This is a genomic window from Maritimimonas sp. 2304DJ26-3, assembly GCF_056591635.1.
Genome location: NZ_JBWQOK010000003.1, coordinates 124340 through 140940, shown reverse-complemented (window position 1 = coordinate 140940; position 16601 = coordinate 124340). Strand labels below are relative to the sequence as shown.

Annotated in this window: 16 protein-coding genes; 1 reads left to right on the top strand and 15 read right to left on the bottom strand. The window is 33.6% G+C overall.

Annotation, left to right across the window (positions count from 1 at the left end; genetic code table 11):
* Positions 1-2: 2 nt before the first annotated feature.
* Together AC1EUV_RS09265 and AC1EUV_RS09260 are read right to left on the bottom strand one after the other, a co-directional pair.
* Complete coding sequence (locus AC1EUV_RS09265) at positions 3-1391, bottom strand: M20/M25/M40 family metallo-hydrolase (protein WP_480198417.1); 1389 nt, start codon at positions 1389-1391, stop codon at positions 3-5.
* Positions 1392-1399: 8 nt separating this feature from the next.
* Positions 1400-2257 (bottom strand): PPK2 family polyphosphate kinase, encoded by an 858-nt coding sequence (locus tag AC1EUV_RS09260; protein WP_480198416.1) that lies wholly within the window; start codon positions 2255-2257, stop codon positions 1400-1402.
* A 106-nt stretch (positions 2258-2363) separates the two neighbouring features.
* On the opposite strand from AC1EUV_RS09260, the gene AC1EUV_RS09255 reads away from it, so the two are divergent.
* The gene (locus AC1EUV_RS09255; RefSeq protein ID WP_480198415.1) at positions 2364-2870 is read left to right on the top strand and encodes a flavodoxin family protein; all 507 of its coding nucleotides are present in this window, start codon (positions 2364-2366) and stop codon (positions 2868-2870) included.
* A 91-nt stretch (positions 2871-2961) separates the two neighbouring features.
* Here AC1EUV_RS09255 and AC1EUV_RS09250 read toward each other — a convergent pair whose 3' ends face one another.
* From AC1EUV_RS09250 to pfkA, 13 genes are all read right to left on the bottom strand, one after another.
* Entirely contained in the window at positions 2962-4401 is a 1440-nt protein-coding gene (locus AC1EUV_RS09250) for a T9SS type A sorting domain-containing protein (RefSeq protein WP_480198414.1), read from the bottom strand.
* A 213-nt stretch (positions 4402-4614) separates the two neighbouring features.
* On the bottom strand, positions 4615-6090 hold the full coding sequence (guaB, locus tag AC1EUV_RS09245; RefSeq protein WP_480198413.1) for an IMP dehydrogenase: 1476 nt from the start codon (positions 6088-6090) through the stop codon (positions 4615-4617).
* Positions 6091-6162: 72 nt separating this feature from the next.
* Positions 6163-6288: a hypothetical protein gene (locus tag AC1EUV_RS09240; RefSeq protein ID WP_480198412.1), complete on the bottom strand. Its 126-nt coding sequence runs from the start codon at positions 6286-6288 to the stop codon at positions 6163-6165.
* Positions 6289-8259, bottom strand: coding sequence for a ferrous iron transport protein B (gene feoB / locus AC1EUV_RS09235; RefSeq protein WP_480198411.1), 1971 nt, complete (start codon positions 8257-8259; stop codon positions 6289-6291).
* Positions 8256-8483 (bottom strand): FeoA family protein, encoded by a 228-nt coding sequence (locus AC1EUV_RS09230; RefSeq protein WP_480198410.1) that lies wholly within the window; start codon positions 8481-8483, stop codon positions 8256-8258. The genes feoB and AC1EUV_RS09230 overlap by 4 nt, the downstream gene beginning before the upstream one ends.
* Positions 8480-8974 (bottom strand): hypothetical protein, encoded by a 495-nt coding sequence (locus AC1EUV_RS09225; RefSeq protein ID WP_480198409.1) that lies wholly within the window; start codon positions 8972-8974, stop codon positions 8480-8482. Before AC1EUV_RS09225 ends, AC1EUV_RS09230 begins: the two co-directional genes overlap by 4 nt.
* A 5-nt stretch (positions 8975-8979) precedes the next feature.
* Positions 8980-9516 (bottom strand): FMN-binding protein, encoded by a 537-nt coding sequence (locus AC1EUV_RS09220; protein ID WP_480198408.1) that lies wholly within the window; start codon positions 9514-9516, stop codon positions 8980-8982.
* Positions 9517-9627: 111 nt separating this feature from the next.
* On the bottom strand, positions 9628-10800 hold the full coding sequence (locus AC1EUV_RS09215) for a porin (protein WP_480198407.1): 1173 nt from the start codon (positions 10798-10800) through the stop codon (positions 9628-9630).
* Positions 10801-10935: 135 nt separating this feature from the next.
* Complete coding sequence (locus tag AC1EUV_RS09210) at positions 10936-12480, bottom strand: bifunctional metallophosphatase/5'-nucleotidase (RefSeq protein ID WP_480198406.1); 1545 nt, start codon at positions 12478-12480, stop codon at positions 10936-10938.
* A 9-nt stretch (positions 12481-12489) separates the two neighbouring features.
* The gene (locus tag AC1EUV_RS09205; protein ID WP_480198405.1) at positions 12490-13350 is read right to left on the bottom strand and encodes a hydroxymethylglutaryl-CoA lyase; all 861 of its coding nucleotides are present in this window, start codon (positions 13348-13350) and stop codon (positions 12490-12492) included.
* Positions 13351-13431: 81 nt separating this feature from the next.
* Complete coding sequence (gap, locus tag AC1EUV_RS09200) at positions 13432-14424, bottom strand: type I glyceraldehyde-3-phosphate dehydrogenase (protein WP_480198404.1); 993 nt, start codon at positions 14422-14424, stop codon at positions 13432-13434.
* A 126-nt stretch (positions 14425-14550) separates the two neighbouring features.
* Positions 14551-15576 (bottom strand): type I glyceraldehyde-3-phosphate dehydrogenase, encoded by a 1026-nt coding sequence (gap, locus tag AC1EUV_RS09195; protein ID WP_480198403.1) that lies wholly within the window; start codon positions 15574-15576, stop codon positions 14551-14553.
* Positions 15577-15588: 12 nt separating this feature from the next.
* Positions 15589-16575, bottom strand: coding sequence for a 6-phosphofructokinase (gene pfkA, locus AC1EUV_RS09190; RefSeq protein WP_480198402.1), 987 nt, complete (start codon positions 16573-16575; stop codon positions 15589-15591).
* Between the last annotated feature and the right edge of the window lie 26 nt (positions 16576-16601).

The window sequence follows — 16601 nt, the reverse complement described above, 5'->3', positions numbered from 1 at the left end:
TATTATTTAATACCGTATTTATCGAATAAATAAATAATTGAAGCCATAGATGCAGCACCTAATTCTAATTCACGCTTATTTACTTTATCGAACGTATCAATTTCTGTATGATGATAATCAAAATAACGCTGAGAGTCTGGTCGTAACCCCAAAAGAACATTATCATCCTTTTTTAACGGACCAATATCAGCTCCGCCGCCGCCTCGAGCGAAAATGTGAAGATTATAAGGAGTAAAAAGGCTCGTCCAATTTAAAACCTGATTATAATTTTCGTCATTACATGTAAAACCAAAACCTCTAGGTGTAAACCCACCAGAATCAGATTCTAGAGCAACAATATGTTTTTCATTCTTTTCTATAGCAATCTTTGCATATTCTTTACCGCCGGCTAATCCGTTTTCTTCGTTAGCAAAAAGTACAACCCTTAAAGTCCTTTTAGGTCTAATTTTTAATTCTTTAAACAATCTAACAACTTCCATAGATTGTACTACACCAGCCCCATCATCATGAGAACCGTCACCAACATCCCAAGAATCTAAATGGCCACCTACTACTATAATCTCTTCTGGAAATTGAGAACCCTTAATTTCTCCAATTACATTATAAGATTGAGCATCAGGTAAACTTTCACAGCTCTGTTTAAAATAAAACTTAAGTTTTAACTTCTCCTTTTGCTTAAGAAGCGAGCTTAATAAATCTGCTCCATTTGTACTAATTGCAGCCGTTGGTATTTTTTCAGCATCAGTATTTTCACCATAACTCATCATTCCAGTATGCGGGTGATTATCTATACTTAAGTTCATTGATCGCACGATAGCGCCAACAGCTCCATATTTACCTGCAACACGAGCGCCACTATAACGTTGATCTACACTTGCTCCGTAAGCCTGCATAGTTTCAATTTTATCAGCTGGCATTGGTCTATTATAAAAAACAATCTTTCCTTTTACTTTCTCTCCTAGTTCTTCAACTTCTTTTAGGCTCTTTACTTCTATTACTTCTGCTTTTATACCATCACTTGGTGTAGCTATAGATCCACCTAAAGCTAATATCGACACTTTATAGTTACCAAAATTGGTTTCTATTTGAGCTTCTTCCCTTTCACCTCTTACCCAATGTGGTACGGTTACTGGTTGTAGCCAGACTTTATCTAAGCCTAATTTATCAAGCTCTGCTTTTGTCCATGCTACGGCTTTTTTATCACCTTCTGAACCCGCCAATCTATGTCCAATTCTTGTTGAAAGATATCTAAGCCATTTATAACTGTTTCCGTTAAGGAGCGTTTCATTAAATATTTTTTTAATCTCAACAGAATCTTTTTTAAATTGATTTGTTTGGGCTGTAATAGTAAGGCAGCAACAAAAAATTGCTAGTTTAATTATATTTTTCATAAATGTAATTACTCTTTTTCTAATTGTTTCTTGAACTCAGTTAATTGACTTTTAGTTTCAGCGTCTAGCTCAGGTTCTTTAATATCTTTGTATTCTTTAAGCGTCTCTACTATTGTTTTAGCAACAATTAATCTTGCCGTTGGCTTATCGTCTGCAGGAACTATATACCATGGTGCATTCTTTTTGGAAGTTCGATTTAATAAATCTTGATAACATTCTTGATACTTATTCCACAATTTTCGTTCTTTTAGATCACCAGCAGAAAATTTCCAATTTTTTTCTTTAAGATTTATTCTACGTAATAGTCTGTTAGCCTGTTCTTCTTTTGATAGATGTAAGAAGAATTTTAAGATTATGGTGCCATTTTCTGCAATATGTTTTTCAAAGTTGTTTATATGATCCATTCGCTTGTGATAAAATGCATCATCTAAATCTTTCACATCTTTAACCGAAGAAATATTCTCACCCATAATATAACCTGGATGAACACGTGTTACCAATACATTTTCGTAATGCGTTCTATTAAAAACTCCTATTTTACCACGTTCAGGTAAAGCAATATAATGCCTCCATAAAAAGTCATGTTTCAATTCTTTATCTGTAGGTACTTTAAAGCTATGCACCACAACACCTCGTGCATTTACATCTTTAAAAACTTCACGAATAAGGCTATCTTTACCAGCAGTGTCCATTCCTTGTAAGCAAACAAGCATACTATATTTACCATGTGCATACATAGTATCTTGTAATTCGCTTAATTCTTTGCGGAGATTTTTTAATTTCTTTTTTGCCGACTCATTAACTTCTTTTGTCGCAATTTTATTTAAGTTCACCTTATCGGAAACTTTATATTTTTCTGTACTCATATTTCAAAAAAATGAGTGCTAAAGATATAAATAATACCTTTTCTTTTATTAGAAATATCTATGCTTTTTATTGCTGTAAATAAATAAAAAAGAATTCTTTTATAGTATGAAAAGCAAAACAGTTATTATACAAGGAAGCTCTAGAAATGATGGTGATACAAAACTGGTTGTAAATCAACTGAATTCTTCTGGCGAGTTTAACATTATTGATTTAATTGATTATAAAATTGGACATTATGATTATGAATATAAAAACGCCAATGACGATTTTATACCGCTACTAGAAAGTATTGTTGAAAAATATGACACCATAGTTTTTGCCACACCTGTCTACTGGTACTCTATGAGTGGTCGTTTAAAAATTTTCTTTGATAGAATGTCTGATCTATTACATTACAGAAAAGATTTAGGTAGACAATTACGTGGTAAAAACATGGCCATGATTAGCATTAATAATGCGAATGATCTTAAAAAAGGGTTTGAAATGCCTTTTAAAGAATCAGCCAATTATTTAGGCATGCATTATTTAGGCGATATACATACTTGGGTTGAAAATGGAAAGATCGATAGTGAAGTTAAAAAAATAATTGATCGATTTAGAAAAATCATTTAGTTTAATTCTTTATTTATTCTCGGCTAACTTCGCTCATTAGTCGCTAAATAAAATTGAATCCCTCTTGATTTAAAACTGATAAATACTATAATCATTCTACAATTATTTTTTTTGAAGCTTTTCCCTTATCTGTTTCTACCTCTAAAAAATAAAGTCCTGCAGTCAAATTTGAGATAACTACTTTTTCATTTTTACTCGTACTTACAATCTGACCTAAACTATTGTATAAATTAATATTTTGTAATATTAAACCATTCTCTAATTGCACATTAACAATTTCTTTTGTTGGGTTTGGGTATATACTGAAACGTGACAAAACGTAATCATTAGTAGATAATACTGAATTTAAATCATATACTCTTACATGACCAGAGCGAAGTCCTCCGCCATTGTTGAATGGTGCTCCGATAGCAACCATACTACCGTCCGACGATAAACTTACAGAGGTTCCCGAAAAATCTTCACCTTCTCCGTCAATATCAGAGCCTACCTGAGTCCATTCATCATTCAAGTACCTATAAATGCGTACATGTCCTCTAAGAGAGCCATTATAAATAGCTCCAATTGCAATCACGCTACCATCTGAAGATAAACTTACTGAACTTCCTGAATTATCAGTTGCAAATTCGCCGTCAATATCTGGCCCTATTTGGGTCCATACTCCACCTATATTGCGATAAACACGTACATGGCCTGAGTTACCGCCACCTCCATCATTAGATGGAGCACCTATTGCAACCATGCTACCATCGGACGATAAACTTACAGCAATTCCTGAATGATCAAAGTCAGCTTCACCATCAATATCCGATCCAACTTGAGTCCATACATCACCTTGATTTCGATATACACGTACTTGGCCAGAATTATTTCCAACGCCAACATTAAAGGGGGCAGGTGCACCTATAGCAACGATAGTTCCATCTGAAGATAAACTGACAGAATATCCTGATTGATCACCCTCAGCTTCTCCATCAATATCCGATCCTATTTGAGTCCACACATCGTTTTGATTGCGATAAATACGTACATGGCCAGAATTATTTCCATTATCATCATTTTGTCTTGCGCCTATAGCAACCATATTACCATCTGAAGATAAGCTGACAGAATATCCTGATTGATCACCCACAGCTTCTCCAACAATATCCGATCCTACTTGACTCCAAGTTCCATTTATATTTCTATAAATACTAACTGATTCAGAAAAGATATCTCCAACAGCAACTACATTGCCATCAGAGGATAAGCTCACTGAATAACCAAAACGATCTCGATCTACAGTTCCATTAATAGTTACCACCGGAGTCCAAACACCATTTTTATTGTTATAGATATCTACATATCCTGGCCCATGATTTGATGCGCTATTCTTGGGAGCTCCAATCGCAATAACACTACCATCAGCGGACAGGCTTACGGACCTACCAGCATCATCATTTTGTGACTCTCCATCAATATCTGAACCAATTTGAACTTGGCTAAATAATGTTATAGGACTCAATATAAGTAATAGTAGTAGTTTTTTCATAAATTCTTTTTTTTAAAAGTCCTGAAAATACTCTTTTATTAAATACTGCCATAATCTGTAGATTACTGCTTTAGAAAGGTTTAAAAAATAATGAGTTTTATTTTTTATGAATAAACGCCTACTTACCAATCTGAATCTAATAAACTGGTAAAAATTGATTAAGCTTATTCAGTAGTATCCAAATGCTTCATTAAATGGGAAGTTATTAAAAAATTACCTCCTAGAATAATTCGGTGATTCTTTGGTAATCATTACATCGTGCGGGTGGCTTTCATTAATACCAGATGCTGTTATTTTTACAAACTTTCCAGTTTCTTTAAGCGTATCAATATCTTTAGCACCACAGTAGCCCATACCAGCTCTTAAACCACCTACAAATTGATGAATACTTTCGAACAATTCACCTTTATAAGGCACACGGCCCACAATACCTTCTGGTACTAGTTTTTTAATATCGTCTTCGACATCTTGAAAGTATCGATCTTTAGAACCTTGCTTCATGGCTTCTACAGAACCCATACCACGATACGATTTGAACTTACGCCCTTCGTAAATAATCGTTTCACCAGGCGATTCTTTTGTTCCTGCTAATAAAGAACCAAGCATGACACTATCCGCTCCAGCGGCAATCGCTTTTGGTATATCGCCTGTATATCGAATTCCACCATCTGCAATTACAGGCACTCCACTACCCTTAATAGCTTCTGCTACTTCTAATACCGCTGAAAATTGTGGAAATCCAACCCCCGCCACTACTCTAGTAGTACAAATAGAACCTGGACCAATACCTACTTTTACACCATCCGCACCAGCGTCTAGTAAATATCTCGCAGCTTCTGGCGTGGCAATATTACCAACAACTACATCTAAATCTGAATACTTATTTTTTACACTTTTCAACACCTCTACTACACCTTTAGTATGCCCGTGAGCGGTATCAATAATAACAGCATCAACACCAGCATTTACCAACGCATCTGTTCTATCTAACGCATCTGGTGTAACACCTAAAGCGGCAGCAACTCTTAGTCGACCATACTTATCTTTATTCGCTATTGGTTTTTGGGTAACCTTGGTAATATCTCTAAAAGTTATTAATCCTGAAAGCTTATAATTATCATCTACAATAAGAAGTTTTTCAATCTTATTTTCTTGTAATATAACTTCTGCATCACTTAAAGAAGTTCCTTCATCTGCAGTAACTAGATTCTTACTTGTCATTACCTCAGTAATGGCACGATCATTATCTTTTTCAAATCTTAAATCACGATTTGTAACAATACCCAATAATTTTCCAGCATCATCTACTACTGGTATTCCACCTATTTTATGCTCAGCCATATTTCTTTTTGCGTCTAAGACTTTAGCTGATATAGGTAAAGTTACAGGGTCGATAATCATACCAGATTCAGCCCTTTTTACCTTACGAACTTCGGCAGCTTGCTGTTCGATAGTCATATTCTTATGCAACACACCAATTCCACCTTCACGAGCAATTGCTATTGCCATAGCAGATTCTGTTACTGTGTCCATAGCAGCAGAAACTATAGGAACATTAATAGTAATGTTTCTTGAAAATTTTGTTTGAATATTTACTTCTCGTGGTAATACTTCTGAAAACGCTGGAACTAAAAGTACGTCGTCGTAGGTTAATCCTTCTCCTACAAACTTAGATTGATGAGATGTCATGATGCAATTAAGATTTAATTGCGAGCAAATGTACTTCTTTTAGAGGAATTTATAATACTTAAAGTCAAAAAACTAGCAACCACAGTCATCATTACCACAACTGTCAGTTTTTTTCTTCTTCCTTAGAAATTTATCATATAAAATCCATAATGCAAAACCAACTGCAGCAATTAATAATATGTTTTGAATGAGGTTCATTTATTTTAAAAACTGATACGCAATTAAAGCGGCTATATAAGCAATGGTCGTCATACTCACTAATTGAATTACAGGCCACTTCCAACTATTTGTTTCACGCTTAACAATTGCAAGTGTGCTCATACACTGCATAGCAAAAGCATAAAATAGCAATAAAGAAATACCCGAAGCGAAATTATAGATTGGCCTTCCTGTGACACTATCTACTTCGTTTCTCATTTTATTTTTAATAGGAGTTTCTTCTTCTGAACCTACACTATAAATTGTGGCTAGAGTTCCAACAAAAACTTCTCTAGCCGCAAACGAGGTAATTAAGGCGATACCGATCTTCCAATCATACCCTAATGGCTTAATAACTGGTTCAATCGATTTGCCTAAAATACCAATATAAGAGTTCTCTAATTTATATGAAGCTATTTTGCTGTCTAACTCTTCAGAACTTACATCAACATACTCTTTTCTAACAATCTCTTCGGCATTTTTAAAATTGTTTGTTGGCCCGAAAGAGGCTAATACCCATAATAAAATGGATATTGCTAAAATGATTTTACCTGCTCCGAAAACAAAAGCCTTTGTTTTTTCGAGCATATGAAATAATACATTTTTAACTAATGGTAATTTGTAATCTGGCATTTCGATTACGAAATACGACTTTGATTTTATCTTTAATATTTTATCTAAAATTGCTGCTGAAAAAATCGCTGCTACGAATCCTAATAAATAAAGCAACATTAATGTAATGCCTTGTACATTGAAAAGGCCACCTAATACGCTTTTATTTGGGATAACTAAGCTAATAATAATAGCATATACTGGTATTCTAGCTGAACAAGTTGTAAAAGGTGTTACTAGAATAGTAATTAAACGTTCCTTCCAGCTTTCTATATTTCTTGCCGCCATAATCGCCGGAATCGCACATGCTGTACCCGAAATAAGTGGTACAACACTCTTCCCGCTAAGGCCGTAGCGTTTCATAATTCTATCCATTAGAAATACTACGCGGCTCATATAACCACTCTCTTCTAAAATGGAAAGCACCATAAATAAAAAGGCTATTTGAGGTATAAAAATAACTACGCCGCCAATACCAGGTATAATACCCTCAGCCAATAAATTGGTAAATAAGCCAGATGGTAAATTATTTTTTATCCACTCACTCATTGAAGCAAAAGACGCATCAATAAAGTCCATAGGTGCTTCTGACCAATAAAACAATCCTTGAAAGATTAAGAAAAGAATCGCGAAAAAAATGACATAGCCCAAAATTGGATGCGTTAATATGGCATCTAATTTAGCTCGCAAATCGGTTGCTTTATTTCTACTTACGGTATACGATTTATTTAATGCATCAGTTAAGAATTGATATCTCTTTATTGTTTCGCGATGTTTAATCTTTTTCTCATCGTTGTCTTGTTTATCTAAGATTCCCTCTACATTTTGAAAACAAGGTTCTAAATTCAGCGATTGATAATCAACAATCTCTTTTTTAAGTTGTTTAATACCAGTATTTTCTTTGGTACTTATTAGAACAATTTTAGTTTTTAAACTTTGCTCTAAACTCTCAACATCAATAGAAATTCCTTTCGCTTTCATCTGGTCTTGCATATTTATTGCAAGAATAGTTGGCAAACCCAGATCTTTAACTTGTGTAAATAATAAAAGATTACGTTTTAGATTTTCTACATCGGCGACAACAATTGCAACATCTGGGTAATTTTGATAGGATGATTCTGATAATACTTTAACAGCTATATCTTCATCAATTGAACTCGCATTTAAGCTATAAGTACCTGGCAAATCTATTACCAAGGCTTTTGTAGTATCAGATAAACTACTAATACCCGTTTTTTTGTCTACAGTAACACCAGGATAATTACCAACTTTTTGATTAAGCCCAGTAAGAGTATTGAATAATGAAGTTTTGCCTGTATTGGGGTTACCAACCAAGGCTACTTTTAATTGTTTGCTCATACTCGTTCAACTTGAATTTGAGCAGCAGTTTCTTTACGAACCGCCAAATAAGTACCGTTAATATTTAAATATAAAGGATCAGAAAATGGAGCATGTTGCACTAGCTCTACATAACTACCCTCTATGCAGCCCATTTCTATTAATTTTAAAGGAATTTCTTTAACAGGAACTTTTTTTATTATTGCTTTTTCTCCCTTAAGCAAATCGGCTACTGTATTTTTCATTTTTCAGCTTTTTTTAAAAGTTGACTTAATATTATAAGTACCGAAAGTGTGAACGAAAGTGTCATTAGTGTACCCGAAAATATGACAATGTATTTCATAAAAGAAACACCTTTCCATAGAAAGTAAATTCCTCCAAATGTGAGTAAAACAGAAATAAAAGGTTCTATGAGTAAGAATAGTTTTAAACGATAACTCAACTTGGTTGTACTAAGTATTAACCCTAGCAGAAAGAAAATCAAAGACATTGACAAAATATGAGAATGCACAATGGTTAACATCTCTCTATCTGATTTTTTGAATTTCATCACTTCGGCTTCTTCTACATGTTCATTCCCAATATAATTTTCTTCAATTCCATCTGGGTTTGTTCCAGAAGTTTCGTTTACAAATGCTAAACCCGTATAAAAACCAATACTTAAAACCAATAAAAAAGCTCCGATAAGGAGTTTTATTTCTTTAGGAAAGGTAAGTAGTAATCCGTTTAGTTGCATGCTGATTATATCACCTTATGCTTGTGAAGTTTTTCGATGGTTTGCAAAAGATTATTTACAGCTATAGTCATTGAATTTGCAGAAATGGTAGCTCCAGAGATGGCAATAATATCTTTTTCATATTTCAATCTATCAGTTTTTGTTCTACCAATAAATTGTTTTAACCAGCGCTTGCTACCGATCTCTCCACCATAATCTTCTCTATATACTAACACTTTAGCCTTTTTTATAACAAGATCTTTATCAAATAGTACCAAATAATCAAATTCATCTGTTTTACTTGGAGCTTTATCTACAAAAGCATAGCCTAACAGTTGCTGATCATTAAAAATTTTAAAAAAATTATCTCCCTTAATTTTATGAACAAGCTCTTTGTTAACTTCTTCTGAAACTGCGATTTTCTCTAGAGAAAATTCTTCAATATTAAAAGCTAGTTTTATTTCTTTAGAAACTTTCTTTTGTATTCTAGAAGACAAATTGAAAGACATCAATCCAACTGAAGAAATAGCAACAAAAAGGAATAAAACTTTAGAAAATTTCATGCAACAAAAATAGTATTTTTATTTAAAATAAATCTAAATAAACGTAAAAACCGAAGTAAAAATATCATTTTTGACTTCGGTTTCTTATAAATAACTAACTCAAATATTTTTTTAGAACCAAACGCCTACTCCAAAATTTAAGCGATTAACACCAGTATCAGCTGCATTATCTCTTAACTGATAATCTGCTTTTACAACAGCGCCAGGAGCTAATTTATAGCTTAATCCAAAAGTCCATTCTTCTCTATCATAAGAAAGATTTTTATTTAAACCACCATCAACAGAATGATGCGTATCATAATCTTCATAGCGAGCAAATGCAAATAATTGTTGCTTTTTAGTTTGAGGTAATAAATTATATGCAGCCTCTAAATACCATCCTTGTAAGGCACTACCTAAGTTTCTTCCAGTAAGGTCATTATAAGCTTCTGAATCTGAAATAGTAGCATGAATAAATTGTCCTCTTGCTGTAAAACGTTGATATGCATATCTGGCATCAGCTCCAACCATTACAATACCTACATCTGCTCCTTCAATATCATCTATATCATCGTCCGCCTGAGTTCTCCCAAAATAAGTTGAAAGACCTAAACGCAATCCTGGTATACCATAGTGATCTAACTTAGCCGAAAAAGTTGGTTTATTAATTGTAGATTGAATTCCTTTCTGACGTCCTCCACGTAAACCAGAACTTCCGCCTAAAAACCCTCTTACACCATCGCCATCTGGTGTGGTAGATTTAAAACCATTCATTATATAGGCTTGATATCGTAATGAAGCATTGTTTAATCTACCAGAGACACCAAACCCAATTTCACGCCACGTTGTAGGAACTATAGCTCCATCTATACTAGGTCTTTCTACACCATTGAATGTAGTAGGCTCGTGAAACTCATTAACAATACCCATTGGCACTAGCATTAAACCTGCTCGTAAGTTTACATTATCGGTTACACTATATTGCAAAAATGCTTGTTCAACAAAAACCTCTTCAACATGCTCAAATTCAATTTCTGTAACGAACTGAGTTCGGTCGTTAAATTTATATCCAAAAAGTATTACTAAACGCTGTACATCTAGCTCACCATTATCGCCTTCTGGTTGGTTATATAAAATTTCACCATAACCACCAACGGTAACACCCGTATTGATATTACCCGAAAGGATACGCTGCGCAGCATTTTGTTGATTTTGAGGATTTGTATATAAAGAATCTGGCACAGTTTGACCAAATGAGAACGCACTTATTATTAGTGCAAAAACGAGTAAGTTGATTTTTTTCATTTCTTTTATTTAGACTAATTATAAATAGTGAATAATTTCTGATGGCAAATATATATAGCCTAAATATTCTGACAAAAGTTTATTTAGAATAATTTTAAATAAAGTTGTAACTAATTAATTTTCAGATAAGAAAATTTACTTTAAGGATTTAAGATAAGCAATAACTGTCTTTCTAATATCAAAACCTAGCTCATCTTTTTTAGGAGTATAAATACTAATAACGTCTTCATTATCTGCTTTCAAGAAAGGAATATCGAAACCTTTTAATAAGTAATCACTAAAAGCCACCGTGTAGACTTTCTCAGGATCAATTGGCTTATTATTTATGAACCATTCTTCATCTTTCTGTTCTGCTAAATAGCGTTGTAGATATGAACCCTCACCAGCATGAGACTTACCATAATCTAAAACTTCATTTAAAAGTTTTCCTGTTAATTCAACTTTTAAAATACCTCCACCGAAAGGTAATACTCTAAAAATATCAACACTGGTAATGTTACCTTCTAATTGATCATCAATTCTAATAGATCCTCCATTTACAAGAGCAGCGTCTACTTTATTATCAAAACCATAAACCATAGCTTTTGTAATGAGCTCACCTAAATTGGTTTGTATACTTCGAATAGGTTTGTCTCTGCCGTCTAATGGTTCTTTAGCAACCAATATTACCTCATTTGGATTTGCTACTATTTCTTTGATCTTAGCATCTAGAACTTTATTCCATTTGTCAACAATAGCTTTTACTTTTTGATCTTCACCTGTTTGTTCATTTATAGGAACAAGCTCAGAGCTCAACTTAAGTTCTTTTGTTTTCTTATCATAATTTAATCTATGAACATAAGCTGTTTTAGCATTAGCGTCTGCTTTAGCAATTTTAGTATTGCCAACTTCAACTAGCATATTATTATGTTCATGTCCGCCCATAATTAATTTAAGTTCAGGTAACATTTCTGCAATTTTTTGATCTTGTTCTACCTCAACATGGGTTAAGCCAAAAATAATATCAACCTTATCTTTTAAAGAATTATATGCTCTTTTTGATTGTTCAAACATATCTGTATATTCAGCATAGCTCACCGGGTTTGAAGGTATAAGAACGCCAAAAAAACCAATCTTAATAGTTGTTCCATCATCATCTTGTGCTTCTATAATGTGAGTATCTGTAGCAAATTCTTTAATTCCGTTCTTCTCTTTGTAAAATGGATAAGTGTTTCCGCAAACTTTCTGACGGACATTAGCAGAAGTCCATGCAAAATCAGATTCGTTTAATCGTTGTTGAAGGTCATTTTTACTTAAATCAAATTCATGATTTCCAAAAGTTACTAGATCCATTCCTAAAGCATTCATCACCTCAATCATTTGTCTTCCACGAAGTCTTTGACCTTCATATCTTACCGTACCCAGTAATGATGGATTCAAGAAGTCACCAGCCATAAAAGTAAATGTATTCGAATTTTCTTTCTTTAATTGGTTTCTTAGGTTTGCAACGCGCGCCATTCCTCCTACTTTACCGCCTTCGAGCGGAGCAATTTCATATACATCATTCAATTGTAAAAAGGTAAATGCTATTTTACCATCATCTACAACAAATTGTGTTTGAGTAGCAGTTTGCTTTACTGATGAACAAGAAATTAATAATCCTAAAAAAATAACCGGAAGAAATAATTTAAAATTTTTCATGACTTTTTGCTAATGAAATACTTTAGAGGATTGAATGTATGCTTTTTTAAACTTATCAAAATCTACATTGATATTGGTATTATTTTCTTTAAAGTAGGCAACCAAATGTTCTGTAGGCATATTACCCGTTAGTTCATCTTTGGCCATCGGACAACCTCCATATCCTTTTATAGCTCCATCAAATCGTTTACACCCTGCCTTATATGCCGCATCCACCTTCTCGTGCCATTTGGTTGGTGTTGTATGTAAATGTGCGCCAAACTCTATATCAGGATATTGAGGAATTAAATTTGAAAATAAATAATCAATAATCTTAGGGTTTGAACTCCCTATAGTATCTGATAAAGATAATATCTTAACACCCATACCAGCCAACTTTTCCGTCCAACTAGCAACAATATCAACATCCCAAGGATCACCATAAGGATTACCAAAACCCATTGACAAATAGGCAACCACTTCTTTATTTGATGTATCGGCTATCGTTAAAATTTCATCTAACACCTCAACAGATTGCACTATGGTTTTACTTGTATTTCGCATCTGAAAATTCTCTGAAATAGAAAATGGATACCCTAAATAATCTATTTCTTCAAACTGAGATGCATCATTAGCCCCTCGAACGTTGGCAACTATTGCAAGTAGTTTACTTTTAGTATCAGATAAATCTAACATATTTAATACTTGAGCTGTATCTCGCATTTGCGGAATTGCTTTTGGAGACACAAAACTTCCAAAGTCGATAGTATCAAATCCAACCTTTAATAATGAGTTTATATAAGTAGATTTTACTTCTGCTGGAATATGATACTCCTTGATTCCTTGCATGGCATCTCTTGGGCATTCAATAATTTTTACAGCTTTACTCATTACGGATAAAAATAGTACTTTTTAAGGAAGTAAAAAGAAAAATCCTGCCGAAGCAGGATTCTATAATAATATTAATCTTATTTAAATATTGGCAGCATATTCTACCATATCTACAATCTTGGTTGCATATCCGAACTCATTATCATACCAAGAAATAATCTTAAAGAAATTTTCATTCAATTCTAAACTTGCGCTAGCATCAATTACAGATGTTCTTGTTTCTGAAACAAAATCCTGCGATACTACTTCATCTTCTGTATAACCTATAATTCCTTTATATTCATTTTCTGATGCCTCTTTAAGAGTTTTCATAATCTCTTTATAAGATGTAGCTTTCTCCGTTTTAAAAGTAAGATCTACCAATGAAACATCAGCTACAGGAACTCTCACGGCCATACCCGTTAATTTTCCTTTTAATTCTGGAATTACCTTTGTTACAGCTTTTGCAGCACCAGTTGTTGTTGGAATTATATTATTTACAACGGTTCTACCTCTACGCCATTTTTTATTTGGTCCATCCACAACACTTTGCGTCGATGTAGCAGCATGGACCGTAGTCATTAAACCTTCTGTAATTGTAAAGTTATCGTTTAAAACTTTAGCTAACGGCGCTAAACAATTTGTTGTACAAGAAGCGTTAGAAATAACCTTTTGATTGGGTTTAATATCTTTATGATTAACACCCATAACAAACATAGGCGCATCTTTAGAAGGTGCGGAAATAATCACCTTTTTTGCTCCTGCTTTTAGGTGTCTTGCAGCAGCATCTTCTTTAGTAAAAAAGCCTGTAGATTCTATTATGTATTCAGCCCCAATTTCATTCCATTTTAAATTTTCAGGATTCTTATTAGCAGTAACTCTAATTTCATTACCATTTACTACTAACTTACCGTTTTTCACCTCTACTTCACCATCGAATCTGCCATGAACAGAATCATATTTTAATAAGTAAGCTAAATACTCTACATCCAATAAATCATTAATAGCCACTATCTGTACATTAGGTCTGGTAACAGCAGATCGAAATGCCAATCTACCTATCCTACCAAAACCGTTAATTCCTATTTTAATCATTTTTATTTAGTCTTAAAATTTATAATATCTTTCAAATCTTGACAATACTTTAATTATCAAATAGTTATAAAAGAAAAAAATCCTGCCAAAAGCAGGATTTAAAATTACTATAAATTTCAGAATATTTTATGCTAAAACAGTTTCTAAATTTTCAACTTCTACTTTCGCTGCGTGCTCTACTAAATCTACTATTTTAGTAGAATAACCATATTCATTATCATACCAAGACACTACTTTAACAAAAGTATCTGAGATCGCAATACCAGCTTTAGCATCAAAAATAGAAGTACATGGTTCTCCAACAAAATCTTGTGAAACAACTTCTTCTTCTGTGTATGCTAGTATACCTTTTAAATCTCCTTCTGAAGCTTCTTTCATTGCATCACAAATTGCTTCATAAGTAGTCGCCTCTTTTAAATTAACTGTTAAATCTACAACTGACACATCTGCAGTCGGCACACGAAATGCCATACCTGTTAATTTACCATTCAATTCAGGAATCACTTTACCAACCGCCTTTGCCGCTCCTGTAGTTGAAGGAATAATATTATTAAGAGCAGATCTTCCTAATCTCCAATTTTTAACTGATGGAGAATCGACTGTTTTTTGAGTAGCTGTTGATGCATGAACTGTCGTCATTAAGCCTTCTTTAATTCCAAACTTATCGTTTAGTATTTTAGCAACTGGAGCCAAACAATTGGTAGTACATGAAGCATTTGACACGATAGTATCATTAACTGTCATTTCGTGATGATTTACACCCATTACAAACATTGGTGCATCTTTAGATGGTGCAGAAATAAATACTCTCTTAGCCCCACCATTGATATGCAACTGAGCTTGATCTAACGTTGTGAAAATACCAGTAGATTCAATAACATAATCAGCCCCTACTTTATCCCACTTGATATCTTCCGGATTACGTTCAGCTGTTACTCTAATTTCATTGCCATTTACGATTAACTTTCCGTTTTTCACTTCAACTTCTCCATCAAACTTTCCATGAACAGAATCATATTTTAACAAATAAGCTAAATAATCTACTTCTAATAAATCATTAATAGCAACAATTTGTACATTTTTTCTAGCTATGGCTGACCTAAAGGCAATTCTACCTATTCTACCAAAACCATTAATTCCAATTTTAATCATTCTTTAATCTATTTAGATTGATAATATATCTGATATTCTTAACAATTCTCTATCAACATCGTGTTCATTCTTGATAGCTTTTTCAATATCGGTAGTTTCAACACTGTTGTTTACTAGACCGACCATTAAATTTGATTTACCGTCTAGTAATAACTCTACTGCTTTCACTCCTAATCTACTAGCAAGCACTCTATCGAAACAAGTTGGCCCACCGCCACGTTGCATATGCCCTAGTACCGACACTCGAGCTTCATATTCGGGCAAATGCTCTTTAATATAATCGGCTAATTGAAAAACATTCTTTCCAATTTTATCACCTTCAGAAACAACTACAATACTTGATGACTTACCACTACGCTTACTACGTTTTAGCGATTCAAGTAATCGTTCTAGTCCTAAATCTTCTTCTGGAATTAGAATTTCTTCAGCACCAGCTCCAACTCCAGCATTTAAAGCAATAAAACCAGCGTCTCTCCCCATAACTTCAACAAAAAATAAGCGGTTATGAGAAATTGCTGTATCTCTAATTTTATCTATCGCATCAACAACTGTATTTAAAGCTGTGTCGTATCCTATTGTATGACTTGTACCAGCAATATCGTTATCAATAGTACCAGGAACTCCAATAAATGGAATGTTATGCTCTTTACTAAAAACTACACCTCCTGTAAAAGTACCATCACCACCAATTAAAACAAGTGCATCAACCTCATTTCTTTTTAAATTATCTAGAGCGGCTTTTCTACCTTGAACTGATCTAAACTCCTTAGACCTTGCCGTCTTTAAAATAGTACCTCCTTTACTAATAATGTTCTTAACACTACGCGCATTTAGTTTGATAAAATCATTGTCAATAATTCCCTGATAGCCTCTATAAAAGCCTATACATTCGACATTATAATAAGAACATGCTCGAACTACCGCCCTTATTGCAGCATTCATACCCGGAGCATCTCCTCCTGAAGTAATTACACCTATTTTTTTTATCTTTTGTGGCATATTAAAATGGTTTGACAAAATTATAT